Here is a 26,134-nt window from a genome sequence, read left to right as displayed (position 1 = left end):
CTAGTTCATTTATAATTTTCATTCTAACTACTTTTTTGTTATATCAGTTCCTTATTTAGTAATATATTGGAAATTTAGAAACAACAGCAATATAAAAAAAGAATAGCTTCGCTACTTTTGCTCAACGTAACAACTCCTTCCCTACCCATGAAAAAAGAACCCTCAATCCAAAATGGATCGAAGGTTCATAAGTTGATTAGTTTTTGTTTAGGCCTATAGTCTCTGCTGTTGAAGTATGAACTTCTTCAAGAAGCTCTGGATTTTGTAATAATGAGATACCGTAAGATGGAATCATTTCTTTTAGTTTTGGCTCCCACTCTTTAGCTTGTTGAGGGAAACATTTTTGAATAACTTGCAACATAACGTGAACGGCAGTAGATGCACCTGGTGAAGCACCTAATAATGCAGCGATTGATCCGTCAGCAGCACTTACTACTTCGGTACCAAATTGTAATGTTCCTTTACCGCCAGCTTCAGTATCTTTGATAACTTGTACACGTTGACCTGCTACGACAATATCCCAGTCCTCGCTTTTAGCAGTTGGGATAAACTCACGTAACTCTTCCATACGTTGATCTTTTGATAATAACAGTTGTTGGATTAAATATTTTGTTAAAGACATTTCTTTAACCCCTGCCGCTAATAATGTTGTAATATTATGCGGTTTTACAGAAGCGAATAAGTCCATGTTCGAACCTGTTTTTAAGAATTTTGGTGAGAAACCAGCAAATGGTCCAAATAGTAATGATTTTTTGTTATCGATAAAGCGAGTGTCTAAATGTGGAACAGACATTGGTGGTGCACCAACTGCAGCTTTACCATATACTTTTGCATGATGTTGTTCAACCACTTCTTGGTTTTTACATACCATAAACAATCCACTAATTGGGAATCCACCAATGTGTTTTCCTTCAGGAATGCCTGATTTTTGTAATAATTCAAGACTTCCTCCGCCAGCTCCAAGGAAGACGAATTTTGCTGTATGGTATTCCATTTTACAGCCATCTTTATCATGTACTTTTAATTCCCATAAACCGTCTTTCGTACGTTTAATGCTTTCGACACTATGGTTGTAGTTGATATCTACATCTTTCGCTTTTAGGTGGTCAAATAAAATACGTGTTAGAGCACCGAAGTTAACGTCTGTACCAGTGTCAATTTTTGTTGCAGCAATGGCCTCATTTGCTGGTCGGTCTTCCATAATAAGTGGAATCCATTCTTTAAGTTTTTCTGGATTATCAGAGAATTCCATCCCTTTGAAAAGAGGATTATTTGACATTGTTTCATAACGTTTTCTTAAATACTCAACGTTTTTTTCACCTCTTACCATACTCATATGTGGTAATGGCATAATAAAATCTTGCGGATTTTGGATCAGCTTGTTCTTTACAAGATATGACCAAAACTGCATCGAAACCTGGAACTGTTCATTAACATTAATTGCTTTGCTAATATCAATAGTACCGTCTGGTTTTTCAGAAGTGTAGTTAAGCTCGCATAGTGCTGCATGCCCTGTTCCTGCATTATTCCATTCATTAGAGCTTTCCTCACCGGCGTTTGAAAGTTTTTCAAACACAGTAATATTCCAATCCGGTGCTAATTCTTTGAGCATTGTCCCCAAAGTCGCACTCATAATTCCGGCACCAATTAAGATGACGTCTGATTTAGTTACTCTGTTACTCATTTTTACCATCCTTATATTTTAAGATTTGCAGAAATGATGTAGGTGTAAACTAGTCACACACCTTTTCTGTATCAACTATAAACTTACAATAGTCTATCACAACTATTTAAAGAATAAAATATCTACTACAATATTATAGTAATAAACTAATTAAAAAGTAGTAAAAAGTGCGAAGTCCGCTCATAATGTCCTTTGTACATATTTAAAACAAAAACCTTCCCCCTGTTTCCAGGAGAATGGTGCATTGATCAAATCGGATAAATGCATCGTCTGAAAGATGTTTTATGTTGTATAAAGTCAACTGATTGAATTTTAGTATGCTACTACTAAAATAATTTATCCATCATTTTTTAATGAAAGATATTTTTTAACTTCACTCATACTAAAAGCACTAGACCTTTTAGTCTAAAAGTGCTTAATCGACTCTATTTTACATGATTTGCTAACATTCACAAGGTACCTTCAAACTAATTTTCGCTTTTTCGACGGGATATTCCAGCATTTTCACTCCAATTATGTATAAAGGTCAAAAGACACACTTCTTTAAACAAACGAAACAATTACTTCCAATCCTCTTCAATAACAAAAGCTCAACAATTATTTTTTCTCATTAAGCTAAGTGTTACAAATCAAACGATTATCTGTCACTTGCCTCATTAGTTACTGTATACGCTTCCATTAAATCTATCAAGACTTAAACCTTGGTTTTATTATTCTCTTCCTTTTTAAGGAAATCATATACAACCTACAAAAATATTTTCTTCATATTGTTATATAACACAATCAAGTTTACCATACAACAACAAAAATTATTAGAATATTTTATTTTTTAAATAACTTATACATCAAGTAATTTATCTTTTCCAATAAATTCATTGCCCTAAACAGACAACTAAGGTAGGTCACTCAATGATAAGTGACCCGCCCTTTCGGTATACAAAATACAAATAATTATAAATTTAGATGTATATTTAATCGATTTTTATAATCTACCATACTACAGCGTACCTTCCTTATCTACGAAAAATAAGAAAACACCATAAGCTCTAATAAACGCAAGAAAAAAACGCCAATCCTGTATATGGATTAACGTCTCTATAAATCGGTACCGTACTTTTTCGTCGATAGAATATTGAACTATTGGTTGCCACAAACTATTACGCCCGTGCATATTAGTCTGACAGCACAATGACATTTTCTGCAACCTGCTTTTGATCAGTAGAATTGGGTATTTCAATTAAATCAAAGGAGACTTTTTGGCCTTGTTTCAGAAAGCGAAATGCATTTGGAAATCTTTCCTTATCCGGCAAAATCGAGCTAAAATGAACAAAAACATGATTGTCTTCCTCACCATTCAGCATAATACGTCCATAGCCTTTTTCATTTTTATACCATTTTACAATTCCTTCTCGTTTCATTTCTATCCCCCAAAATTATTATTGTAACGTCCCTAAGGTTGCTAAATCGGCTAATGTTAGCTGTTTTACAATTTCATAGCCATTACCCACACCTTTGGGCTTAATAATAACGGTTCCCATGCTTGTCATTTCACCTATGGCAGTCCCTTTCGGAAAACTGTGTGCAATAATTACTTGATTAGTCCCAGGTGGTGGTTTTACTTCTAGATGTTTTTGGGCTTCCATTACAATTTGTTGTTGTTCCGTAGTGGAAATCGTTTCTGCTAATTTAGTAATTGAAAACCAGAACGGGTCAATTTGTAGATACATTGTTGGAAATGCAAGCTGTGCCGTTTCAATTGTTCGACAAAACGGACTTGTCATTATAGGTGAACTAATTGGAATTTGCCAATACCGCAGCATTTGTCCATAGTAAACGGCTTCTCGCCGACCGTAATCAGATAAATTTCTTTGCGTATAGCAGTTTTGAAAATTAACATATGGCTGATCTTCACCAACAGTTGCTTCTCCATGTCTAACATATAAAATCAATCCACCTGCTCTTAGTAAATCAAGGATTGGCTGTTCCAAATTGTTTTTATCCTCCTAACCTGCCCTATTAGATTTACTGTTAATGTATGATTGATATTAGCTCATACATGCTATGCAAAACATCCGGATTTTCTTAACAACAAAAGCCTCCTACTCTATACATGTAGGAAGCTTAAGCTATTATTCTATCCTGTTAAGATGACTTTGCTTTACGCGAAAATTAGCCGTGAAGGAAAAAACTGCTAATAAACAGCCCTATAGACAAACCACATCAAAAAATTTTAATACTATCAGCCAAGTACATTTGCCCATTTACTTTAAAGGAATAATGACAATCGCTGTTGTCTCAAATTGTGCAGTAGATTGGATAGAAATGGTGCCGTTGTATTTTTTCACAACTTCTTTCACAATAAACAAGCCTTGGCCTCTAATTTTTCCTAGTTCAGCTTTTTTCGTTGTAAACCCTTGCTTAAAGATTTGATCAGGGTCTGGAATTGTTGGTCCTGTATTAACAATTTCAAATACATACTTCATTTCATCCGCATGACAACAAATTTTCATTTTGCGTTCACTTTCAGGCAATTCAGTTGTCGCATCAATCGCATTATCAATTAAATTTGATAATAATTTAATGATATCAGTTGTTTTTATTTTATCGAAAGTATCCTGTGAAACCGATATATCCATCTCAATATTATGATTTTGAGCAGCTAACTTTTTTGTTTGCAATAAAATTGACAGCCCCGGATGGTTAATATTTAATTTCAATGACTTTATTTCCTGTACCTCTTTAGATAATGATGATAAATACTGTTTCGCTTGATCTGGCTCTCCCAATTGTAAAAGCCCATGCAACACTTGAATATGGTTGGTAAAGTCATGTCTTAAGGACGATACAGAGGTAATTAACGCTTTTATTTCAGTTTGGTAGGTATCTTCTGTTACCTCTACTTCTTTTGTCACTTCTTTTTGATACCATCTCTGTAAAAAGAAAAACGATGCAATAACGATTACTATAAATATTCCATTATAAATAAACAAGAATAAATTATTTTCTAATACTTTTCCTTTGATACCATTAAGTTTGTCTGCGCTTATATCAATCCCGAGATAGCCAATAACGTGACCTTCTTCATTCTTAATAGGAGCGCCTACAGAAAGATAATCTCCGTGTTGAGGGTCATTAATGACATTCGTAACATATGTCAACCCTTGATAAGCTAGTTTGATTTGCTTTTCTGGAACAGTACAAATTTGTCCAATATCAAAGCCTACTGTGAGATGATTAGGAACACCGGCAATCATCGTTTTTGATACTTTAGGATTATCAATTTCTAACGTATAGACATTTAAGGCCCCTATTTTTTCTCGTGCATCATTTAAGTATTTTCTTATTTCCCAATAAGTTGCATTTTTCACAGGATTATTTGCAAATTTTTGATACAACTTAACATCAATTGATGATGCGATGGAAATAGCCGCTTCTAAGCTTTGGTTAGCGATAGATTCTTCCACCGTCTTTTTCATTTTCACATATGAAGTGAGCACATTTAAACTTGTGAACAATGACAATAAGACTGTCGCTAATACTAATATTAGTTTAATTTTACGATTTTTCATACAAACTGGTACTTCCTCATCTATTGTATTCATTATTTAACGATGTGTAATTACTCCTAGAACAAATTAATATTTATATTAATAACAATAATATTATACTATAGTAATTTTCGTTTTTTCATGTATATTTTTTAAAGTACGTTGAAAACAATACTTTTATCCAAGTTTATTTTTAAAACTTAGTAATTGTTATGCAAAAATGGAATAATTTATTTTTCTTTCGAAAAGCGAAATAGCTACAAAACGAAAGGAGAATAGCCCAACAAATGTTACGCCATTCCCCTATTTATTCTATTAAATTATAAACCAAGCCTAACAAATTAGATAGCCTGAATTATGTTTCCTTTAATGGTTATCGGAAAAATAAGTTTACCTTCGATAAATTGTTGGAGAGAAAATGATTGCGGCTCACAATTTTCACCTATTCCAACAACTACCTCTAATTGCTTCGGTGAGTATATAACAGTATGGAGAGTACCAAAATATTCTTGATATTGTTTAAAAAATAACGGAGAATCTCCATTATTGAAATGGTGATAGACAGACATGGTCGTACGCGCATCTACTACATAGCGATTTATAAAGCTTTTTCGTTGTTTTGAACCCTCAATGCAAGCTTTGTTTTTCCCTGCCAATTGTTGAGACTCAAAATGATTTGTGCATATAAGCGGATGTTCAGCAGAAACTACCCGCTCTATTGGTGTAGCCTCCACCACAACTGCTTTTCCACTTTGATCTGTCATGGAGTAATTGTAGCAATAGCGATGTGGAATTTTATTTAAAAGTGCAATAGCCTCTTCAATATTTTCACACTGTTCAAGCACTATTTTAACGATTGTAGTCGCCAAAAAGCCATCTCCTTTCCAATCATTATTGACAAAATGCAGCCCTACTACAAGCCCTTTTTCATTCATTCCATCTAACCTACCAATAATTTGCTGGCTAAAACCTACACTGGCATACCCTTTAGACGGTTTAGAAAAAACGAGTCTTGCATCATACATAACTGGACTAAAATCATAATTTCTTACATACTTCCCATTGTGTACAACCGAGGTACATCCCATATTTGGAAATATTATATTATAACCGCTATACATTTTTATAATGGTTTCATACGGCTGTTTTAAGCCAAACGCTAATCCCTTCATCTCTTGCAAAAGATTGGGCGAAACATGTCGCAACAGCTCTTGTACCCGCTGTGTATTACAAGTAGCAGATAAAGCTAACAGTTGTTCATTTTGCGCTAAATGTGCATTTGTTTTTATTTCGTTACTTTGTTGAAAACCTATTTCATAAGCATCGCCTCTTAAAGCTACTACAGATACGATTAATTCTTGATATTTATTCATTGAAATCCCTCCCATACAGCTATTCAATCTTCAGTATCATCGTAATCCTTCAAGTAACTGGAAGGTCAAGGGTATAAAAAAAGTTGCCTTCCTATAGGAAGACAACCTTTAACGTGACCAAATCAGTAGTAAAAGGTACAGATAAATTATTTTGGTGAAATAAAGATATTATCTTTATTTACATTATCCAAAACAAACGATACCCATTAGCTAAAGTTTTTTTCTTTTGATTTGAATGTTTTACAACACGTATCGGATGATTGAATGGCTGCTGCCTCTTCTGACATTGTATGCATTTCAAAGTCAGAAGCAAACTCCGCATCACGTTTGTTCGTATTACGTTTATCCATGTCGATTGCAATTTTTTCAGCTCCGCAATAATTACCTTTGGCATGGAAAACACAATTTGATACTGCACAGCTAACTTGGACATTCGGCATAACTATCCACCCCTTATGATTGGTCTTGAAAAATATAGAATGGAAAATCTAATCTATACTCTTCACTTTGTATTTTGTCCAATCCATAGGTTTTTACAAGTCAAGCTTAAAAATAACTTCAACATAATCGGTCAATACGATTGCAAGCAGCACATGTGATAGATGTAAATTGTCGTGCTACTGAAAGACATCTAATTTTTGCTCGATGACCTCGTCTCATCTTGAGGATGTAAAAATTTTGGTCGTTTACTATATCCTTTTGGCGATAGACGTATTAATGTTTTCTTGGTGTCGGACCAGTTTAAATTGGCACCAATATTTAAGTACGGAACGCTTAATACACGGATATTGGCAAAGTAAATAAGAATGAAAAACAAGGACAAAAAGAAACCAAATAATCCAAAGAAAGCGGTCATTGAGATAACAAATAACCTAAAAATACTCATTGCAGTTACAAAGGATTGATTGACAAGAGTATAGGCGGCAATACTTGAGATGGCAATCACGACAATCATGGAAGGACTCGTTATGCCTGCCTTGATTGCCGCATCTCCGATGATTAGTCCACCTACGACACTCATTGTTCCACTCAAAATAGACGGTAAGCGTAGATTTGCTTCGCGAAATATTTCAAACATAAATAACATTAGCAATATCTCCAATATCGTTGGAAAAGGCAAGCCAGTACGTGATTGGACAACCGTCGCTAACAGTAATATTGGCATCTGCTCTTGATGATAAGTCGTTAATGCTAGCCAAAAACCGGGTAAAAGCATACTTATTAATATTCCTACGATTCGTAACAGACGCTCTAATGTACCGACCATAGATGGATAATCATTATCCTCACCTGATTTAAAAAGTAGAAACATATTAGGCGGCGTAATAATTGCGTAAGATACGCCATCGACAAAAAGAAGTATTCGTCCTCTGACTAGCGCTTGTATTGCGAAATCTGGTCGCCCTGTATAATCATGTCGCGGTAAAATTTTCGCGGTTTTTTCCACACTTTCCATCATTATATCGCCACTAAAGACAACATCTGTATTAATTTTCCTTAATTGCTTTTTTAGTTCCGTGACCATATTTTTGTCCGTTATATCACCCATGTATAGGACAGCCACTGTCGTTTTAGAGCGCTTTCCGACTTCCACTGTTTCCACGCATAAAGAATTTGTAGGCAATCGCTTACGAATTAAGGCCACATTAATAAAAACATCTTCTATAAAATCATCTCTCGGCCCTTTTACCACTAGTTCTTGCTTTGTTTCTTCAGGATTTCGATTTGGTTTTTTTGTAATTTTACTTGAAAATAAAATTTTTTCCCCTTCAAAGTAAAGCAAAACAAACCCTGAATATACACGCGTAATAGCATCATCTAAATTGGTTACTTTTTGAAGATTAGGAATGTGTAAATCGTTTTTTATTTTTTCCTCTAATAAGTTTACAGAGCTGTCTTCAAACAAAGATTGAACTCGCTCGATAATGACCTTATTCAATAAAAACTGATCGACCATCGACTCACATGTAATAAAATAAACATGCTGTTGTTGAAAGGTAAAAGATTGAAAAATTACGTCAGCAGAGCGTTGAAATAATTCTTTCAACATTTTCAATTCGATTTCTTGTTCTATTGATTGAATATTCCTCATCTCCTACTGAACCAAATTCAAACAAATTATTTTACTAAAATACTTATAAACATATATTTCCCAATGTCCAAAAAATTATGCAATAAATTTTACGACCATGCATCCTTTTAGCCAATCATTTTTTGTAAATTAGCCATTTCAATTGCAGACATCGCTGCATCATAACCTTTATTGCCAGACTTTGTTCCAGCACGTTCAATCGCTTGTTCAATATTTTCAGTTGTGACAATACCAAAAATCACTGGTACATTTGTCGAAAGCGATACGTTTGCAATGCCTTTAGCTGATTCGTTACACACATAATCATAATGCGTTGTAGAGCCACGAATAACTGTACCTAGACCTATAATGGCATCATATTTTTTCGTTTCAGCTAGTTGCTTTGCGATAAACGGTACTTCAAATGCACCTGGTACCCACGCAACATCTATTAAATTATCGTCTACACCATGACGCTTTAGCCCATCTAATGCACCACTTAATAATTTACTTGTTATAAATTCATTAAAACGACCAACGACCACCGCTATTCTTAAATCATTGCCAATTAATTGTGCTTCAAATGTTTTGCCCATCATTTCATTCTCCTCTTTTACATAGTAAGTGAATTTTCTATTTGCATATGTTGACGACGGTATGTTGCTAATGCGTCAATCGAAATCATTTTTAATTTATGTTTTTTTGCATACTTCACTAAATCATCAAAGCGTAACATTTCCCCATCATCGCCCATAATTTCACATATCACACCAGCTTCTACACTGTTGCAAAGTTTAGCCAAATCGATAGTAGCTTCCGTATGCCCTCGACGCTCTAATACCCCATTGTCTTTTGCTATTAGCGGAAAAACATGTCCAGGTCTACGGAAATCCGATGCTTGTGCATGTGACGCTAGCATTTTTTGAATCGTCAAAGCACGTTCAAACGCACTAATGCCTGTTGTTGTCTCTTTATAATCAATACTGACAGTAAACGCTGTTTGGTGATTATCAGTGTTATCTATGACCATTGGCTGCAACGCTAATTTTTGTGCAAGCTGCTGTGAAATGGGTGTACAAATAAGCCCCCTACCATATTTCGCCATAAAATTAATCGTTTCTGGTGTCATGAACTCTGCAAGGGCAAGTAAATCTCCTTCATTTTCACGGTCTTCATCATCCACGACAACAATCATATTGCCCTGTTTTAAATCGGCAATCGCTTCTTCAATTGAATGTAGCAACATTGCCACCTCCTAATAGATATCACTTTATTAATTATGTTTTTCTTTCTATAGCAGGTTAAAAACCATGCTTCGCTAAGTAATCTTTTGTAATAGTCGACGATTGCTGACTACCCTTTAGCTGGTGAATAATGTATTTGCCTACTAAATCGGTTTCGATATTGACTAGTGCCCCAACATTTTTAATTCCTAGTACGGTTTCTTTGTATGTGTGTGGAATAAGTGATACTGTGACACTGTTTTTTTCAACATGAAAGAGCGTTAAACTCGTTCCATCAATTGTGATTGACCCTTTAGGAATACAATAGCTCGTTAAGTCTTCTGACAGTTCGATCTCAATATAGACCGCATTTGCCATTGGACGTTTACGTAAAATTTTCCCTACACCATCTACATGCCCTGAAACAAAGTGGCCACCAAATCGTCCATTGGCTGGCATTGCACGCTCTAAATTGACCGCATTTCCAACAGTTAGTTGCTGTAAATTCGTCGCTTTCACTGTTTCAGGCATTACATCCATTGTTAGCTCTTGGTCATTATAATGAGTTACTGTCAAACAAACCCCATTTACGGCTATACTATCCCCAAGCTTCACATCCGCCACTATTTTGGGAGAAATCACCGTTATTTCCATACTTAGCCTATCGCTTTGCAAGGTTTTTACTGTACCAATATCCTCAATAATACCTGTAAACAATTTTCCACCTACTTTCTTAACCCTATGTCGTAAACCTTTTGATAGTGATTATTTTAATTCCCCTTTCAATTTTTATAATCGAAACAAACAAAAAACCCCTTTCATATAAAAGGGGTTTGGGAGTACGTGTACATAAGACGTCACGAAATAAACCTAGTGGATACAAAAATTTTCCACAGGCTGCCATCTCATTGTTCTTCTCCCATCCAGACTATCACTGTCGGTTTTGGATTTGCACCAAATCAGCTTGCGCTCACGGACTTTGAATTGCTTCATCACCGCCGATTGGGAATTTCACCCTACCCCGAAGAACAGATATTTATTCAATTTTTGCCTAAATAAAAAACTTCCCAACAGAAGCGATGGGAAGTAGTATGCTATATAAGCGTAGCCAAATAGACCTTTTAAAGTCATACGAATTTAAAAAGCTTATACTTTCACCCTTCTCCCATCCAGACTGTAACTGTCGGTTTTGGATTTGCACCAAATCAGCTTGCGCTCACGGACTTTGAATTACTTCATCACCGCCGATTGGGAATTTCACCCTACCCTGAAGGATATATTATTTAGTTACTTCATACGATAACATTATTTTAATAGATTATCCACCTAAAATTTTTTCATGCCTGCATGCTGATAACTGATTTTGTCAAAAAATTATACTTTATTAATTTTTATGGTATTTCTTCTCCGAAATCCAATAGTGCGAAATTGTTACAGTTAAAGTAATCCATATGAACGTTATCACCATATTTCCATATAGTTGTGCATCCATTGAACCCGTTATTAATACCATCATTGCTTGTTGACTCATGCCAGCAGGATTCACTAAATCAATTATTGGATGTAAACCACTAATGATTTTCAACAGTAGCAAGCAAACAATACTAATTAAAGCTATAACGCCCTGTCCATTAAAAATAGTACTGACCATCGCAGTAAAAGAAATCATAAAAAGTACCCATACTAAGTATAATCCAAGCGCTAATATCATCGTAAGAAATGGAATATTACTAAACAAGAAATTTACATAAACGTAAGATACAAAATAGCCAAATGTCACACTAAGCGCTACAAATGAGAAATTAGAAAAAAGTTTTCCACCGATATAGGATCCTACCTTTACAGGCCTTGTTAATATAAAATCAAGCATTCCATTCGCTTTATCTGACTGAATAATGCCCATAATGGCAATAGCAATTACCATAATGCCTAACTGATCAAATTGGGAGCCTAGAGTTGCCGCCATTACTTGTGCTCCATCCTGCTGCATCATTGAAGGGTCGATGGTAATACCTTGATTTCCACCAAGCGCTGTTAAAATTGATGGTAAATAGTATGTGACAACTGGTTGTGTTGCGCCTAAAAACATAAAAACAAGAGGTAACCAAAGTATCTTAAACTCACGAAACATTTGTACATATTCTTTTCTCGTTAAAATAAATAAAGATGTCATACACTCACCACCATCTTTAAAAAGATTTCTTCTAATGTCTCACTGCTTCCAACTTCAAATTTAACGATATCCATGTTGTTGTCCATCGCATCACGAATCAACCTATCTTTATTTTGCTGAATATTATCGAGGGTAATCTTCGCCTTCTTACCCAATACTTCAACATTTTTAACATATGGGAGCTTTTCAATGATTTGCACCCAAAGCATATTATGTGATGCCAATTCAAGATGCACAACCGCATCATGATTGTTAGTTAATTTATCTAATGTCGTATCTTCAATTTTTTCACCTTTTTTCATAATGACAAAGCGTTCACATATTTCTTCTGCATCACTTAAAATATGAGTAGATAATAGGATAGTCGTTTCATGTTTAATTTCTTGTATTAAATTTAAAACCTCTCTCCTGCCTATTGGATCTAATGCCGATACAGGCTCATCCATGACAATAAAAGATGGCTTATGTAACAGTGTTTGGGCAATGCCAAGCCTTTGCTTCATTCCCCCAGAAAATGTTTGAACTTTCTCATGTTGTTCATTTATAAGTCCAACTTTTGTTAAAATAGCTGGCACTTCCTCCGTAAGCTCTTGTTTTGTTATGCCAGATAACTGTCCCATAAAAAAGAGTGTTTCTGTAGCTGTCATCCAATGAAAGAAATCAGGATATTGTGGAAGGTAACCAATTTCTTTTTTCATGGTTGAAATTTTTTTCCCATCTAGTAGGACTTCTCCTTTTTCCGCATATAAAATATCTGCAATAATTTTGATTAACGTAGACTTTCCAGCACCGTTAGGTCCAATAAGCCCTACACATTGTCCAGTTTCAACCACCATCGAGAAATTATTGACTGCTGTCTTTGCCTTAAATGTTTTAGTCACCCCTTTAATTTCTAACTTCATGATGTTTCGCTCCTTTTCGCCCAATAGTGAAATATAAAATTGGACCAATGGTATTAAAAAATAAAATAATGATTGTCCACAACACAACATTTGATCTTGCATTTCGGTGTCGATACAAATCAATTAATGCAACAAGGATAAGGATGAAACCAACCATCATAAATGGCAATATAACCTGTAATACAGCCAACCAATCAATGTCATTCAATTCATCTAACCCATAGTGAAGTTTCAATAAAAACGCTCCTCTCAACATTCATTATCATTACTAATAATGATAACATTAACACACATTTTTTGGAATTGCACTTGTTATTTTATTAAATGATATGCTACAGTCAATATTATCTATAATGATAATATTATCATTATAGATAATTATTTTTACATTGATTTCACTGCCAATATTGTTAAAAGGAGAAAATCGCGTGAAAGTGCACCGGATAAGAATGAAAATTAGTCAAACTCAAAAAGAAATTCCTATTACGCCGATTTCAGCTAATTTATTTATTTTAGGGGGAATACTATGCTACCTATTCATATAGATACAAATAGCCCATAGCTATTATATAAGCAAGTCGGAAATCAATTAATTGAACAGATTGCAAAAGGGCATATTCAAGACAATGAAATGCTTCCTTCCATTAGAAATATGGCGCAAGATATTGGAATCAATATACATACTGTTTCAAAAAGCTATCGTGAACTTGAGAAAAAAGCGATTATCAAGATGGAAAATCGCTTGAAAGCAACAGTTATCGCTCGTTCAAATCGACGGTTAGACGAAAACCAATTACATAATCTCGAACTTTCTATAAAAAACATGATAATGGAAGCTTATGTAATAGGTTATAGCAAGAAACAAATCAAACAATATATCACAAAAGTATTAGACCAAGTGCAGTAATTTACCTGCTAAATAGGTAAGGTATTAATGCCTGTTTTGTATTCTTCCCTCCATAATGTATGAATCAGATAGTGTATACTAATTCATTTCTTTTTTTCCGCATTCATGTCATCATGAACGAATGACTATATTGATTTAAGTATTATGAATGGTAAAGCCAAATACCCTTTAAGGAGAAAAATACAATGAAACATATAATATTTGATTTTGATGGCACACTTGCGGATTCCACGGCAGTGTTTGCTTCTGTATGGAATACGATTGCTAAAAAACATGCATTCAAAGAAGTACAGTTAGAAGATATTGATGCACTAAAAAAATTATCGATTGCTGAACGAAGTAAATTATTTAACTTCCCGTTACACAAACTACCTACTATACTCCCGCAATTTTATCGTTTATATCAGCAATCATTACAAGATGTTCATTTATTTCACGGTATGAAAGAGGTCATACAGGAACTTGATAAGAAAGGATATACAATTGCCATTATTTCCTCCAATTCAAAAGATAATATTTTGGCGTTTTTACAAACTAATGGTATCGACCATGTGTCCGAAGTACTTTGTTCGAGCCGTATTTTTGGTAAAGATAAAGTGATAAAAAAATATTTAAAACAAGCCAATTTAAAAACATCCGATGTTTTATATATTGGGGATGAGCAACGAGATATCGTCGCCTGCAAAAAAGTAGGTATTCCAATTATTTGGGTTGGTTGGGGGTATGATGCCATTGAGATAGTCCAATCCGCAGAACCCGATTACAAAGTATTTACTCCTGCAGAAATACTAACTATTATTTAAGGTTTATGAACTCTATCACCACTGCCTAGGCTCTAAAAAAAAGACACTCTTTATAAGTGTCTTAAAATACAAGAGAAGTTGATTATTATTCCTACATCAACTTCTTTCTTATTGTGGGGGAAGCTTTGTTAAAATTTCTTGGTATTTTTTTGCTGTCCTTATTTCCACTGTCAGAAAATCTTGTCCATAGGTCGCCTTAATTAAAAATGGTACATCACTGGTGTTTTGAAATCTAAAATCTAAGCCACCATAGGACACCGTTGCATCTCTGCCCTTTGGAACATATCCTACATCTAATGAATGATGGTGTCGCTCCACAAATTTAATCGGGAGTTGATCGACTGCATTAAACAATGTTGAAGATGTTTGGCAAATCCCCCCACCAATGCCCATAACAAGCTTTTTATTAATAATTTCAGGTGCGGGCTGATAGCCATTCGCTTCATCTCTAGGGCCTATAACAGTATTAAACGAAAAAGTATCTCCGCTACCAACAATCACATTGTGAATGGCTTTTGCTGAAAGTTCAATATTTTTATTTCTTCCAACATCCGCTCCATTGAAGTAGGTTGTATAAGAAGCCACTACAACATCTTCTAAATAGGGTATGTCTTCAAAATAATAGCCACTTTCAGTAATATACAGTGGCATTTCTACTGTGCCACCCGTTGCTGATGCTGCCATAATTTTTTCTACCAATTCACTTTCTTTTAAAATAACTAATGGACTACCTTTTATAATCCGACCATTGTCATCGACTTTATCAAGCATCATTCGCTTATCAAAACCAACTTTTGTTTCTGTGCCTCTCGCTAATTGTTGTGCCAATTGTTCAATGTTCTTTTTATACAAGACTGGGTCTGTTTCAAAGCCTAATTCTATGGGCGATACGATGTGGATGATTTCTTTAGATTGTGGATTAACAATTTCAACCACTACAGGACCTACTTCCTGCTCCTTGTCATGCGTGTACATAACAGATTGTTGCACGTCGTCTTTTTCAATTTGTTCGTGCTTTATTTTATCCTGACAACCTGCTAAAGCCATTACACTGCCTAAACAAAATACAACCATCCATTTTTTCAATTTAAACACCTACCTCCAACTTACTTACAGCAACATCTTATTCGACTCGTTAGGATAGTGTGTTTCTTTTTATGGATTATTATTGACTGTTGCTTAAATATTTGTTCGTTTACTTTATCTTTTGCAATTAAAAACACACCCATTAAGATTTTGCTCTTGCTTTAACAGCATTTTGTAATCTTTACAAGACTATAGTTATATATGTGTCGTTTCCCATGTGTCCTGTGCAAAAATAAGAGAGTACAGCCTTATTTGAGGTCTTTTCTCACTCATCCACCAAACGGAACATATGTTTGTTTATTTTCACTGTATTCTGTATAATAAAACAGAAATGGTGCTAAGAGGAGAAGTTTGGAAGTATTAGGGATGATGGTTTAATGGCATTTGCAGTAGCTAGAAGGAACATTGCAAGTATGCCAAATTAGAATAAGCTATTTTGTAAGAAGCATGCTACACTGACTATCCGTAAAAAGATTTCACTTCACGGTTTCGTTTTTTGTTCTCCACTCTCCTGAATTACACTAAAACTAGAGGTAGGTGCATAGATGATTCACTTAACAAACCGCCAGGCACGGCAATTTCTGTTGTTGAAACACGGACTTTTGGACGACTATAAATTTAGCGGGAAACGGGGTGTATTGGACTTTACTCGACAAGCTGGTTGTATTCAATACGACCCCATCGATGTTTGCGGAAAGAATGCCGAATTGGTGTTGCAGTCCCGAATCAAAGAATTTACTAAAGGAATGCTCGCCGATTTGCTGTATGTGGAAAGAAGCCTTGTCGATTATCCCGACAAGAACCTCTCTATTATCACTGTTGAAGACTGGCCGTATTTTGAACGCTATAGGGAAGCCGCCCGACAACATGCCAAACGCTATCCCGAAATGGAAGCGTTGACAACGCTAGTACGGGCTCATATCCAAAATCATGGTGCACTAAGTTCGGATGATTTAAAATTGGATGGAGATTTCTCTTGGCAATCAGCCATTCACTGGAGTAGCGGAAACAATCCATCTCGCTCAGTACTGGAACAGATGTATTCAACGGGTGAGTTGATTATCCATCATAAAAAGGGCAGCCGTAAATATTACGATTTAGCCAAGAAGTACATACAGCCGAATCTGCTGACTGCATCAGAGCCCCTAGTTGATGAACTTGCGCATTATAAGTGGCGGGTACTACGTCGAATCGGCTCGGTCGGTCTCTTATGGAATCGTGCGTCAGATGCATGGTTGAATATTTGGGGGTTGAAAGCAGCACAGCGCAAAGAGGTTTTTAACCAGCTATTGCAGGAAGATCGTATTGTTGCTGTTACTGTGGATCAAATGAAGGATATGCTGTATTGCCTTGCGGAGGATTTACCGCTTATTGAAGTGGTTTTGCAAAATCCAGAACCAAAATGGCGTTGCGAGCTGATTGCGCCGCTCGATAATTTCCTTTGGGACAGAAAACTAATTACCGCATTGTTTAACTTTGATTATACGTGGGAGATATACACACCTGTAAGCAAACGAAAATTCGGCTACTATGTGCTCCCCCTCGTATATGGCGAACGCTTCATTGGACGAGCTGAGATTATCGCGGAGCGAAAAACTAACACACTCGTTGTTAAAAACATCTGGTACGAGAACGGTGTGAAGCAAACAACTCAATTGCGTACAGCTTTGAACAATTGTCTCAAAAAATTTGCTCACTTCAACGGGTGTGAGACCATGTCAGTAGAATATTTGAACGAATAGCCATAATTTTGTGCAGTATAGGAAGATATGCCATTGTTTATGTGCAACCATTTATCGTTGCCAATTGCCATTTTCACCATAGTCTCTCCCCTACTATTAGACAACAAATTGTTACAGAGTCGGATTTCCAAAGTAAAAACGGCGGTTCTGAAAGATTCAAAACTGCCGTTTAGGTCTATAGCTATTCGCTACATTTTAAAATTAATTCATATCATCACGCAGTGCATCGACGATATTTTCTTTTTTAATTATGCGAAGTGCGTACATTGTTGTAATAAATATGACAAGGAATACGCCCAGTACACTAATGCCCATACTGCTCCAAGGGAATGTGAATGCAACTTCCGCTCCACCGATAAACATCCCTTTATAGATTAGCCAAGCTAAAATACCTGAAATAGGGAGTCCAAATAGTAATGTTTGGAACCCATAAAGAACACATTCAAAGCGCATCATCTTATTGAAATCACGATTGGACATACCAACTGAGCGAAGCATTGCAAGCTCTCGTCTACGTAATCGAATATTCGTAGAAATGGTGTTAAACACATTGGCGATGGCAATAAGTGACATCATTATGACGAAAACAATGGTGAACAAATCAATGATGAAGATAATATTGCGGTTCTGGTCAAATATTTCATTGGCATTGTATATCGAATATTCGTATGAGGTTTCTTCCGATTCGATTATTTTTTTCATTTCATCAACTGACTGCGATGCATCCTTTGATAGGAACGTTAAGCCCCAATCCATCGGAACATCAGCTAGTGCCCATGTATCGATTAATTGATATGGTGCAACAATCATAAACGTGTACGGTCTTACTTCAGACGGTAACTTTGGTAATGGATCGACAGGATACGTATCGACAAATGTAATCGTTACATTTCGCTCTTCATTTAAGATTGCGCTAGTATTTACGTTTGGAGTAATATCTAAATTCATCGACTGTTTTGTAAACATATCTATTATGTTGTCTTTTTCCGATGCAGTAGCCGTTTTATTTTTCACTTTGGCAACGGCAATGACTTTCGCATTTTCCCCTGTATATTCAGCTATATCTAAACCTAAGCTTTTAATAAAATCTAGGTAAACACTATCCTCTAAAAACTGCATGTCTAGCGGTACATCAATCGTCTTATCGAGCTCAACATAACCTGCTGCTTGACGGTAGTCTGCTGAGAAATCATGTAAGTTAATTTTACTTGCATATTCCATCATGGATTGATAAGAGCCTTTATAAACCCCATCTACATTTTGTAGTTTGTCAAATAGCTGAAATGAATCGTTTTCTTTCATGTTCTCACTAAAGAACATAATATCGTAATCCGTATTGACAACGGATGACTCTGCAGCCTGCTGGAGCGTTGTTTTAAATGTGCTAGACGATACAAACATCACTACACTTAATATAAGTGATAGGACGATACTGCGATATCGTCTTTTGTTTCGTTTAAAGTTTTTAAGCGCAAGTGTGCGTTCTAAGCCGTAAATACGCTCCATCCATTTAGACGTATTAATGGCTTTTGATTCCACTTTAATTTCATTTGTTTGACGAATACAAGCCATAACTGGAGTATTAGCAGCTTTGCGTGCTGGGATATAAGCTGAAATTAAAATGGTCATCAAACTAATAACGACTGTGGCGATTATGATAGGTATCGAAACGGTCAAAGTTAATGGTACATTATCATAGGCGATATTTTCAAAATTTTTCGACACAAGAGAAAGAACACCTTTGATACTTGGGATGCCAACTAGCACACCGATTGGTATACCAACAGCACCAATACAAAGTCCTTCAAATAATACGGAATTTCGCAATTGTTTTGCCGTTGCACCTACTGACATCAAAATTCCATATTGTCGCATACGTTCGTTTAACGAAATGGAAAAGGCATTGTATATAAGGAAAACTGAACCGAGCATAATTAAGGCAACTAACATGCCACCAATTGAGTAGAGGAGACGATTAAATATTTTATCATTTGACAGACCCATAAATCGTAACACGTTGTCATTTGTAACAAATTGATGTTCAGTTGCGAATTCATCTGCATAATCATGCACTTTACGAGGACTTTTCATTTTAATAAAGGTACTAAAGCTACTCGCTTTTTTCATAGCATTAGTTGTTGTAATTAATGTATAACCAGGTGCCTTTACCTCTTCGAATCCAGGTCGTTTGAATGTCCCAACGACTGTATAGTGTTTCTTACGCTCAGCTACAAAGCTTTCTGGATTAGTTGAAAGATAAGGGTCATATTGTGAGAGCTGTTTATCCTCGCTTATACGTCTTCCAACATTCAATGCAAGGGTATCACCTACAGAAATCGTCACGCCCCCATTTTCCTTAAGGTGCGAAGGAATGAGAATTTCCGTGTCATTTTTAGGGTATCGACCAGCAGTAAGTGTTATTGGTAAATGGGCATACGTGTCTTGGTCAAAGCCAGCAATAAAGAGATACGGCTTGTTGACGTTTTTACCTCCCTCCAGTTTGGCATAACCAATGTTTTCAAAGGTAATGGTATTGGCTATTCGATTATCTTCATTTTGTTGTTCGATAAATGTAGCGTCAACATCAGAAAATCCAACGTGCCAATCGCCATATTTTATTATCGAGCCATTAATCATGTAGTTTTGTAGGGAGGTCGCAAAGGTCGTAACGCCTGTAATCATCGCTGCAGATAAAATAACGCCAATAATGGTCACAATCGTTCGCGTGCGGTTTTTTAGTAAACTTTGCAAGGCGACTTTATTGAAAATATTCATTATCTTGCCACCCGTTTCTCATCTCGAATAACTTTGCCATCAGACATGGAAATAATCCGATCCGCTTGTAAGGCGATATTTTCATCGTGCGTGACTACAATCAGCGTTTGCTGATATTTTTCGTGGCTGGATTTTAACAAACGCATAATTTCATGCCCATTTTTGCTATCTAAACTACCTGTAGGTTCGTCAGCTAACATCACGGCTGGCGCGTTCATCAGTGCACGTCCAATCGCAACGCGTTGCTGCTGACCACCTGATAGTTGATTGGGTAAATGGGTTTTTCGGTCTTCGAGCCCAAGTAAGTTTAATAAGTCCATTAATCGTTCTTCATTCACTTTACGTCGATCCATCAAAATTGGTAATGTAATATTTTCTACGACATTTAACGTAGGAATAAGGTTATGAAATTGATAAATCAGACCAACTTCTCGACGACGGAAAATTGCCAATTTTTCATGATTTTGAGCATACACATCTTGTCCGTTCAAGTAAATTTTTCCGCTTGTCGGTACATCTACGCCAGCTATTGCATGTAGTAATGTCGATTTACCTGAGCCAGATGAACCGATAATGGCAGTAAATTCCCCTTTTTCTATCGTAAGTGAAACATTGTCCAATGCTGTCACTTGATTTTCACCTTGCCCATATGTTTTGTATAAGTTTTCAATTTTTAAAAACTCCATTATGTGAGCCTCCTTTTGTGCTGTACCCTTATAATAGAATTTTTAACTTACATCCTCGTGACTCTAAAGTGAGAGATTCGTCACTTTGGGAAACGAATAGAAAAAATTGCGCCACCTTGCGGATGATTTTTGGCACTAATAGTTCCCCCTTGGCGCGTAATAATGGTTTTGCAAAGCGCTAGGCCAATGCCATATCCTGCCGTGCTCGTATTTTTCCCACGGTAAAATCGTTCAAATAAGTAGGGCACATCTTCTTTTTTAAAACCTGGTCCACTATCATGCAAGGTGATTTCTGTATACAGTATATTTTCCTGACAAACAATTTGAATCGTCCCGTTATTGCCTATACTCTCTATGCAATTTTTTAAAATGTTTTGAATGGCCTCTGAAAGCCAACCGAAATCTCCATGAATAACTAGTCTGTCCGCTGTATTCACTTGAGGTGTAATATTATGTAAATCCATCGACATAAGAAATGGATGAAGCGAATCCTTTATTAAGGTTGTGACATCCAATGGTTTCATTTTGAAATTTACAATATCTGCATCTAAACGTGATAATTTTAACAGAGAGGTTAATAGCCAATCCATTTGTACAAATAATTTTTGAATATCCCATAGCAACGTTTTACGCTCATGTTCCTCTGGATTGTTTTTCAGTAAAGATACAATCAAATTCGCTGAAGTTAGTGGTGTACGTAGTTGGTGTGCAATATCGGCTAGTGAATCAGCTAGATATATTTTCTCTTTTTTCAGTGCTTCATTTTGTTCTCGTATGCGAAGCGTCATTTTAGTAATTTCATTTTGTAAAATAGACAGTTCGCCTTCTTCTGCATTACTAATAAACAAATGATCTGTATTATGCAGCACTAAATTTATTTGCTCCGAAATTTGTGTAATCCTTTGATAATGCGCTTTTGTAAATAGGAAAAATAAGGTACCAAATGTAGCACAAGTAAAAAGTATTAATAGGCCAGCTACGGGCTGAATAGTAAAGCCTAAAATGGCGGTAATGATTGTGATGCCGGTAAATAAAAGTGTAAATTGTCGAATCTCCCTATTCCGCAACATGGCTAGCTCCTAGGCGATAACCTGTACCACGAACAGTTAAAATGTATCGCGGGTTGCCAGGTTCTGTCTCAATTTTTTCTCTTAGGCGTTTTATATAGACGGTTAGGGTATTGTTCGTTACAAACTCGCCGGATGCATCCCATAATTCGTCCAATAGCCTGTCGCGCGTGATAATACCTTTAGGGTTATTTATAAACACTAATAGTAATCGGTACTCAAGCGCAGAAAGAAAAACTTCTTGCCCATCCTTTTTGACAACGCCACTCGTTGGATCAACATGAAGGTCCCCCATTTCAAAGACAACTGGAGAATGGCCGTTTTTTCGTAATGCTGTTCCAATTCGAGCAATCAATTCGCGTGGACGAAAAGGTTTAGTAACATAGTCATCAGCCCCTATGTTCAGCCCCGTTACAACACTGCCTTCATCGCCAGAAGCTGTTAGAAAGATTACTGGAATGTTCTGAGTTTGCTTGATATCCGTACAGACTGCAAAGCCGTTGCCATCAGGAAGGGAAATATCAAGCAATGCCAAGTCATATTTCTGCGCAGCAAGCATGAGTATGGCTTCTTTTTGCGTCGCAGCATGGGTGATGGTAAATCCTTCAGAGCGGAGTAAAAGAGCGAGGTTTTTCGCAATTTCCAAATCGTCTTCAACTAAAAATATATGTTTCATTTATTATCACCAACCTTTATTAGCATATTTTGTATTTTTAATATATAGATTTTCTGTTTCAATCGGACCATAATCCATACTTCAACACCTCTGAAATTGATTTCAAGAGAAATCATACCATGTATCTCAATGAATCCGTACAGACTATAAAGTTTTTGCATTCAATTAAGCTATGGTACCTGTCACACACTTTTCATGGATTACGTCGCACTTATGCAACGTTTCGATTAAAATAGACAATGATTGGAACTGTGAAGTGTTGAAACGAACCTATCCCATAAAGGCGCCAAGTGTGCCGATATTGGGTCCGTTTACTTTAGGAAAAGAGGTTGAATATGGCGAAACAACATTGTTGTGAGTATATGGATTACCATGCAAATTTCAAATGTGACATGCATATCGATTCATTTGATTGTCCTGACAAAATAATCATTTTTTCGGATAAAGATAATACATACGGTTTGATTATTCATGATGGCGGTTCTTCAAGTATAGCAATTGAATTCTGTCCATGGTGTGGTTCAAAATTATAGTTAGTTGTTGGTGCATGTGTTTATCGAATACATGAATAGTAGAATCAGATACTGAAATTGATTGAGGGAGAGTTATAAATGAAAAAAATTAGAGCAATATTTATTGGCGATGTCAGATTTGACCAATGTCCAGTGTTTGAACTTAATGTTGAAACAAATTATTTTGAAATGCTGATTGATAAAGAACTTAGATATGAAAAAGAAGTTGTAGAAGAAGATACTGATTTTTTAGTTTTTGAAATAGAAAACGATGTCGCAACATTGATTAAATAAAATTATGGCATTTCACAATGGTGAATATAATTTTCGAAAAAACGTTGCGAATATAAATATGAATAATCTATACCTTCACTCGAGTCTAGCATGTTTAACTAACGATTTTGATAGCGGTTTTGGACTTCCTCACGTCTTGTAAATATTAGATGTTTGGGGTAGTTCCCAACGTAAATATAAAAACCAATATTCATTATATTAAGTAAATAATGTTATATTTAAATCATAAGTAATTGAATACTATGCATGAAGGTGCTCCTCACACAAGCCTGCTTAATTAATAAACTTGTTGATTTAAAGGGGGTTACATTTTTGAACAAAAATATATTAGGCGTTTTATCAGTTTTGACAGTAGCAATAAGTATCATTTTTTTCTTTATAATCAGAGGACCTAACGCAAACTTAACTTTGGGTATAAATGTGTTTACAGTGCTTTCTGTACTAGGCATTATCTTTGCTATCTTATCTAAAAAACTATGGTTTATTATTACAGGAATCTTGTTAAATGGTGCCGTGTTAGTATTTGTTTATTTTCTGTTGCTTGCAGTAGGAATTAGTGAACCATAAAAAAAATAAACGTCAAGAAAATGGCGTGATTGTTGTATATCCTCTTTCCTGATTCGGCTAACGTGTGCTTAAATTTTAAGGATTTATAACATTTACATAAATAAACCTACTAACGTTCCCAAATACTGTTACGTTAGTAGGTTTATAATGAATATAAAATGGTTTTAGGAGTTACTTATTTATATCTTTCGAAATGGAATAAAACTAAAGACGATTTGCGTTCAAGAATGGATTTTCAGTTCATTCATAATAGACGTGCGCATGACTGGCTGGCAGAGCCGTCATGACTTTGATACTCTCTATTCTCGCTAGCTTGGGAGAACTTCCGTTGAATTCAACTCACATTACTTTAAGTGCATTGCTTCCTCTTCTTTTAAAATCGTTCAGAACCCAAACTTCCCACTTTTATTCCAATTGGCAAGTAATACGATAAATTGTTTGTAATCATTCCACCAATGCGTAAACCAATTGCGCTTGGCTTTCCGCTAATTAAAAAGCTACCAACCAATATGTCTCCTGTTTGTTTGCCTTTTTCACTGTGAAATGTTGTTTTTGGTTGCTCGATATATTGCTGATACACCTTTGTATAGTGATGATAAGATTTTTGTGCATCCGCCTTTAGTAAATGTCCATCTGCTTCATAAATCTCTATCGTATCCCCTTCACGACCGAATACAGGTTTTTTTACATAGCGCAGCCCTTTGTCCAAAAACGGGCTTTCTTCTAAATAGGTAGGTAACAAATAATCGGCAATCCATTCATGCTCTTCAGCAGAAAAAAATTCATTTCCTTCCTCGTGCAAGCCCCAAATGACAGCTTGTACCGCTTTGTTTTGTAGTAAAAAAGCAGAGGGTGGGTTGATAATCGTTAACAAATTTTGTTCAACTAACTCTAATAGCCACAAGCCGATTTTATTTTGTGCTTCATCCTCGTCTAGAATTAAATTTTCAATCGGAAACGTTTGACGATACAGGATATCGATTTGCTTCCCGTCCTCATCAAATAACCCGACACCTCTTTGAATTTGTAATTGATGCAACGGCGTAAATTTGGCTCCAGATATAAATTGCATTAAGTAAAGCGTTGTATAGTAGTCTTCTATATTTTGTTCATGCGCAGTAAAGACGATATGTGTTTTTTGAGAACATTTATTTTGTTTAACGCTTTCCTGAATCAAATCTTTTAAAACCTGCTCCGCTTCAGCATTCGGATTTTCCATTGCGAACGCATGACAAATGCGTTCGTTGACAAAAAATAATTCCTTAATAAACGTCGGTGTATCTGCATTCATTTCAATACATTTATAGCTACCGTTATGTGGAATAAAGTCAAAGCGCGCAATTACGCTTTCAACCTCCATCGTTTTTAAACGAAGAAAATGGAGCGTTTCTTCCGGATAACCCATTTCAAGTAATGTCTCATTGGATACGTTGCGTAATAAATGAGCCGTTTTAAAAAAAATTTTACCCGTTCGTTCCGTTGCTAACCGAATCTTTTCAACTTCTTCCTCTGTTATTTCATACATATCATAAAGGGCATATTCCTCGTCATATAAATCGGCTCAAAACTGTTCAATTTGCGTATAAAACTGTTGGCGCTCGCTTTTATACATGAAACCATTCAGCTCACTTTCAATTCCGTTACATAAATCACATAAACGCCACGGTCCTCGTCAATTTCAGTAGAAGTAACAAGCATTTGTCCGATATTAGGAATATCTACAACATTCTTTAATAAATAGCGAATAACTTCAGTATGTGTCTCACAAGGGATACGTAAGAGCAATGGATAATTTTCACGTTCATTTGGACTTCTAAATTCGATATGTATGCCTCGTTCACGAAAGCTTCGCTCATCCTCACCTGATAAATTACGGCTCATCTCTCTTAATACAAGCACTTCCACATTCCCTTCCATCTCATTCGATATAAGCTCATATTGTATACCTTGCATGATAAAATATGTACAAAGCTGTCGCGCATAAAATTCATCTAGGCCAACATTAGGTTCCATATATTCAAAAAACGGCTCAAAATATCCATTTC

General features: G+C 35.8%; 25 protein-coding genes, 1 pseudogene and 2 riboswitches. Of the genes and pseudogenes, 6 read left to right on the top strand and 20 right to left on the bottom strand.

The window, feature by feature from the left end; translation table 11 throughout:
* Nucleotides 1–196: 196 nt before the first annotated feature.
* From LO754_RS07885 to LO754_RS07825, 13 genes are all read right to left on the bottom strand, one after another.
* Nucleotides 197–1,684, bottom strand: coding sequence for a malate:quinone oxidoreductase (locus LO754_RS07885; protein WP_231785952.1), 1,488 nt, complete (start codon nt 1,682–1,684; stop codon nt 197–199).
* A 1,172-nt stretch (nt 1,685–2,856) separates the two neighbouring features.
* Complete coding sequence (locus LO754_RS07880) at nt 2,857–3,102, bottom strand: cold-shock protein (protein ID WP_024363343.1); 246 nt, start codon at nt 3,100–3,102, stop codon at nt 2,857–2,859.
* An 18-nt stretch (nt 3,103–3,120) separates the two neighbouring features.
* A complete protein-coding gene (locus LO754_RS07875; protein WP_024363342.1) occupies nt 3,121–3,672 on the bottom strand; it encodes a histidine phosphatase family protein in 552 nt (183 codons plus the stop codon).
* 273 nt (nt 3,673–3,945) lie between these two features.
* A complete protein-coding gene (locus LO754_RS07870) occupies nt 3,946–5,253 on the bottom strand; it encodes a sensor histidine kinase (RefSeq protein WP_024363341.1) in 1,308 nt (435 codons plus the stop codon).
* Nucleotides 5,254–5,573: 320 nt separating this feature from the next.
* Nucleotides 5,574–6,605, bottom strand: a complete 1,032-nt coding sequence (locus LO754_RS07865; protein ID WP_024363340.1) for a C45 family autoproteolytic acyltransferase/hydrolase — start codon at nt 6,603–6,605, stop codon at nt 5,574–5,576.
* A gap of 206 nt (nt 6,606–6,811) precedes the next feature.
* Nucleotides 6,812–7,045, bottom strand: coding sequence for a DUF1540 domain-containing protein (locus LO754_RS07860; protein ID WP_025219139.1), 234 nt, complete (start codon nt 7,043–7,045; stop codon nt 6,812–6,814).
* A gap of 191 nt (nt 7,046–7,236) precedes the next feature.
* Entirely contained in the window at nt 7,237–8,697 is a 1,461-nt protein-coding gene (locus LO754_RS07855; RefSeq protein ID WP_231785951.1) for a spore germination protein, read from the bottom strand.
* 107 nt (nt 8,698–8,804) lie between these two features.
* Complete coding sequence (gene ribH, locus LO754_RS07850) at nt 8,805–9,272, bottom strand: 6,7-dimethyl-8-ribityllumazine synthase (RefSeq protein WP_231786297.1); 468 nt, start codon at nt 9,270–9,272, stop codon at nt 8,805–8,807.
* Between the two features lie 17 nt (nt 9,273–9,289).
* Nucleotides 9,290–9,922, bottom strand: coding sequence for a 3,4-dihydroxy-2-butanone-4-phosphate synthase (gene ribB / locus LO754_RS07845; protein WP_305068884.1), 633 nt, complete (start codon nt 9,920–9,922; stop codon nt 9,290–9,292).
* Nucleotides 9,923–9,977: 55 nt separating this feature from the next.
* Entirely contained in the window at nt 9,978–10,616 is a 639-nt protein-coding gene (ribE, locus tag LO754_RS07840) for a riboflavin synthase (RefSeq protein WP_231785950.1), read from the bottom strand.
* A 190-nt stretch (nt 10,617–10,806) separates the two neighbouring features.
* A riboswitch (FMN riboswitch) is annotated at nt 10,807–10,932 on the bottom strand.
* A gap of 120 nt (nt 10,933–11,052) precedes the next feature.
* Nucleotides 11,053–11,178: riboswitch (FMN riboswitch) on the bottom strand.
* A gap of 105 nt (nt 11,179–11,283) precedes the next feature.
* Entirely contained in the window at nt 11,284–12,072 is a 789-nt protein-coding gene (locus LO754_RS07835; protein ID WP_231785949.1) for an ABC-2 transporter permease, read from the bottom strand.
* Nucleotides 12,069–12,974, bottom strand: coding sequence for an ABC transporter ATP-binding protein (locus LO754_RS07830; RefSeq protein WP_231785948.1), 906 nt, complete (start codon nt 12,972–12,974; stop codon nt 12,069–12,071). Before LO754_RS07830 ends, LO754_RS07835 begins: the two co-directional genes overlap by 4 nt.
* Nucleotides 12,958–13,209 (bottom strand): PLD nuclease N-terminal domain-containing protein, encoded by a 252-nt coding sequence (locus tag LO754_RS07825; RefSeq protein WP_024363332.1) that lies wholly within the window; start codon nt 13,207–13,209, stop codon nt 12,958–12,960. Before LO754_RS07825 ends, LO754_RS07830 begins: the two co-directional genes overlap by 17 nt.
* Nucleotides 13,210–13,551: 342 nt before the next feature.
* On the opposite strand from LO754_RS07825, the pseudogene LO754_RS07820 reads away from it, so the two are divergent.
* Together LO754_RS07820 and LO754_RS07815 are read left to right on the top strand one after the other, a co-directional pair.
* Nucleotides 13,552–13,881, top strand: a pseudogene (locus tag LO754_RS07820) (GntR family transcriptional regulator); the annotation flags it as partial.
* A gap of 185 nt (nt 13,882–14,066) precedes the next feature.
* Nucleotides 14,067–14,684 (top strand): HAD-IA family hydrolase, encoded by a 618-nt coding sequence (locus tag LO754_RS07815; protein WP_025219134.1) that lies wholly within the window; start codon nt 14,067–14,069, stop codon nt 14,682–14,684.
* A gap of 108 nt (nt 14,685–14,792) precedes the next feature.
* Here LO754_RS07815 and LO754_RS07810 read toward each other — a convergent pair whose 3' ends face one another.
* Nucleotides 14,793–15,758: a VanW family protein gene (locus tag LO754_RS07810; protein ID WP_231786295.1), complete on the bottom strand. Its 966-nt coding sequence runs from the start codon at nt 15,756–15,758 to the stop codon at nt 14,793–14,795.
* A gap of 557 nt (nt 15,759–16,315) precedes the next feature.
* On the opposite strand from LO754_RS07810, the gene LO754_RS07805 reads away from it, so the two are divergent.
* Complete coding sequence (locus LO754_RS07805) at nt 16,316–17,512, top strand: DNA glycosylase AlkZ-like family protein (RefSeq protein ID WP_231785947.1); 1,197 nt, start codon at nt 16,316–16,318, stop codon at nt 17,510–17,512.
* A 201-nt stretch (nt 17,513–17,713) separates the two neighbouring features.
* Here LO754_RS07805 and LO754_RS07800 read toward each other — a convergent pair whose 3' ends face one another.
* From LO754_RS07800 to LO754_RS07785, 4 genes are all read right to left on the bottom strand, one after another.
* Complete coding sequence (locus tag LO754_RS07800; protein WP_231785946.1) at nt 17,714–20,287, bottom strand: ABC transporter permease; 2,574 nt, start codon at nt 20,285–20,287, stop codon at nt 17,714–17,716.
* Nucleotides 20,287–20,973 (bottom strand): ABC transporter ATP-binding protein, encoded by a 687-nt coding sequence (locus tag LO754_RS07795; protein WP_024363325.1) that lies wholly within the window; start codon nt 20,971–20,973, stop codon nt 20,287–20,289. The genes LO754_RS07800 and LO754_RS07795 overlap by 1 nt, the downstream gene beginning before the upstream one ends.
* An 80-nt stretch (nt 20,974–21,053) precedes the next feature.
* Nucleotides 21,054–22,043 carry a sensor histidine kinase gene (locus LO754_RS07790; RefSeq protein WP_231785945.1) on the bottom strand — a complete coding sequence of 330 codons (990 nt, stop codon included), beginning with the start codon at nt 22,041–22,043 and terminating at the stop codon, nt 21,054–21,056.
* Nucleotides 22,030–22,716: a response regulator transcription factor gene (locus LO754_RS07785; RefSeq protein ID WP_231785944.1), complete on the bottom strand. Its 687-nt coding sequence runs from the start codon at nt 22,714–22,716 to the stop codon at nt 22,030–22,032. The genes LO754_RS07790 and LO754_RS07785 overlap by 14 nt, the downstream gene beginning before the upstream one ends.
* Before the next feature lie 335 nt (nt 22,717–23,051).
* On the opposite strand from LO754_RS07785, the gene LO754_RS07780 reads away from it, so the two are divergent.
* The 3 genes from LO754_RS07780 (at nt 23,052) to LO754_RS07770 (ending at nt 24,089) form a co-directional block, all read left to right on the top strand.
* Complete coding sequence (locus LO754_RS07780; protein ID WP_231785943.1) at nt 23,052–23,249, top strand: DUF6980 family protein; 198 nt, start codon at nt 23,052–23,054, stop codon at nt 23,247–23,249.
* Between the two features lie 78 nt (nt 23,250–23,327).
* A complete protein-coding gene (locus tag LO754_RS07775; RefSeq protein WP_231785942.1) occupies nt 23,328–23,522 on the top strand; it encodes a hypothetical protein in 195 nt (64 codons plus the stop codon).
* 312 nt (nt 23,523–23,834) lie between these two features.
* Nucleotides 23,835–24,089 (top strand): hypothetical protein, encoded by a 255-nt coding sequence (locus tag LO754_RS07770; protein WP_025219126.1) that lies wholly within the window; start codon nt 23,835–23,837, stop codon nt 24,087–24,089.
* A 373-nt stretch (nt 24,090–24,462) separates the two neighbouring features.
* On the opposite strand, the gene LO754_RS07765 is transcribed toward LO754_RS07770, so the two are convergent.
* Nucleotides 24,463–25,614, bottom strand: coding sequence for a glutathionylspermidine synthase family protein (locus LO754_RS07765; RefSeq protein ID WP_231785941.1), 1,152 nt, complete (start codon nt 25,612–25,614; stop codon nt 24,463–24,465).
* A 95-nt stretch (nt 25,615–25,709) separates the two neighbouring features.
* A complete protein-coding gene (locus tag LO754_RS07760; protein ID WP_231785940.1) occupies nt 25,710–26,102 on the bottom strand; it encodes an RNA helicase in 393 nt (130 codons plus the stop codon).
* Nucleotides 26,103–26,134 lie beyond the last annotated feature (32 nt).

This window comes from Lysinibacillus sp. GJ-1 (assembly GCF_021166035.1).
GTDB classification, from domain to species: domain Bacteria; phylum Bacillota; class Bacilli; order Bacillales_A; family Planococcaceae; genus Lysinibacillus; species Lysinibacillus sphaericus.
This window is presented reverse-complemented; position numbering and strand designations above follow the sequence as displayed.

What these genes read in the sequence shown, in the direction of transcription:
- LO754_RS07885 (WP_231785952.1), bottom strand. Translation starts at nt 1,684, where the DNA reads ATGAGTAACAGAGTAACTAAATCAGACGTCATCTTAATTGGTGCCGGA.
- LO754_RS07880 (WP_024363343.1), bottom strand. Translation starts at nt 3,102, where the DNA reads ATGAAACGAGAAGGAATTGTAAAATGGTATAAAAATGAAAAAGGCTAT.
- LO754_RS07870 (WP_024363341.1), bottom strand. Translation starts at nt 5,253, where the DNA reads ATGAAAAATCGTAAAATTAAACTAATATTAGTATTAGCGACAGTCTTA.
- LO754_RS07865 (WP_024363340.1), bottom strand. Translation starts at nt 6,605, where the DNA reads ATGAATAAATATCAAGAATTAATCGTATCTGTAGTAGCTTTAAGAGGC.
- LO754_RS07860 (WP_025219139.1), bottom strand. Translation starts at nt 7,045, where the DNA reads ATGCCGAATGTCCAAGTTAGCTGTGCAGTATCAAATTGTGTTTTCCAT.
- LO754_RS07855 (WP_231785951.1), bottom strand. Translation starts at nt 8,697, where the DNA reads ATGAGGAATATTCAATCAATAGAACAAGAAATCGAATTGAAAATGTTG.
- ribH (WP_231786297.1), bottom strand. Translation starts at nt 9,272, where the DNA reads ATGGGCAAAACATTTGAAGCACAATTAATTGGCAATGATTTAAGAATA.
- ribB (WP_305068884.1), bottom strand. Translation starts at nt 9,922, where the DNA reads ATGTTGCTACATTCAATTGAAGAAGCGATTGCCGATTTAAAACAGGGC.
- LO754_RS07835 (WP_231785949.1), bottom strand. Translation starts at nt 12,072, where the DNA reads ATGACATCTTTATTTATTTTAACGAGAAAAGAATATGTACAAATGTTT.
- LO754_RS07830 (WP_231785948.1), bottom strand. Translation starts at nt 12,974, where the DNA reads ATGAAGTTAGAAATTAAAGGGGTGACTAAAACATTTAAGGCAAAGACA.
- LO754_RS07815 (WP_025219134.1), top strand. Translation starts at nt 14,067, where the DNA reads ATGAAACATATAATATTTGATTTTGATGGCACACTTGCGGATTCCACG.
- LO754_RS07810 (WP_231786295.1), bottom strand. Translation starts at nt 15,758, where the DNA reads ATGGTTGTATTTTGTTTAGGCAGTGTAATGGCTTTAGCAGGTTGTCAG.
- LO754_RS07805 (WP_231785947.1), top strand. Translation starts at nt 16,316, where the DNA reads ATGATTCACTTAACAAACCGCCAGGCACGGCAATTTCTGTTGTTGAAA.
- LO754_RS07800 (WP_231785946.1), bottom strand. Translation starts at nt 20,287, where the DNA reads ATGAATATTTTCAATAAAGTCGCCTTGCAAAGTTTACTAAAAAACCGC.
- LO754_RS07795 (WP_024363325.1), bottom strand. Translation starts at nt 20,973, where the DNA reads ATGGAGTTTTTAAAAATTGAAAACTTATACAAAACATATGGGCAAGGT.
- LO754_RS07790 (WP_231785945.1), bottom strand. Translation starts at nt 22,043, where the DNA reads ATGTTGCGGAATAGGGAGATTCGACAATTTACACTTTTATTTACCGGC.
- LO754_RS07785 (WP_231785944.1), bottom strand. Translation starts at nt 22,716, where the DNA reads ATGAAACATATATTTTTAGTTGAAGACGATTTGGAAATTGCGAAAAAC.
- LO754_RS07780 (WP_231785943.1), top strand. Translation starts at nt 23,052, where the DNA reads ATGGCGAAACAACATTGTTGTGAGTATATGGATTACCATGCAAATTTC.
- LO754_RS07775 (WP_231785942.1), top strand. Translation starts at nt 23,328, where the DNA reads ATGAAAAAAATTAGAGCAATATTTATTGGCGATGTCAGATTTGACCAA.
- LO754_RS07765 (WP_231785941.1), bottom strand. Translation starts at nt 25,614, where the DNA reads ATGTATGAAATAACAGAGGAAGAAGTTGAAAAGATTCGGTTAGCAACG.
- LO754_RS07760 (WP_231785940.1), bottom strand. Translation starts at nt 26,102, where the DNA reads ATGGAACCTAATGTTGGCCTAGATGAATTTTATGCGCGACAGCTTTGT.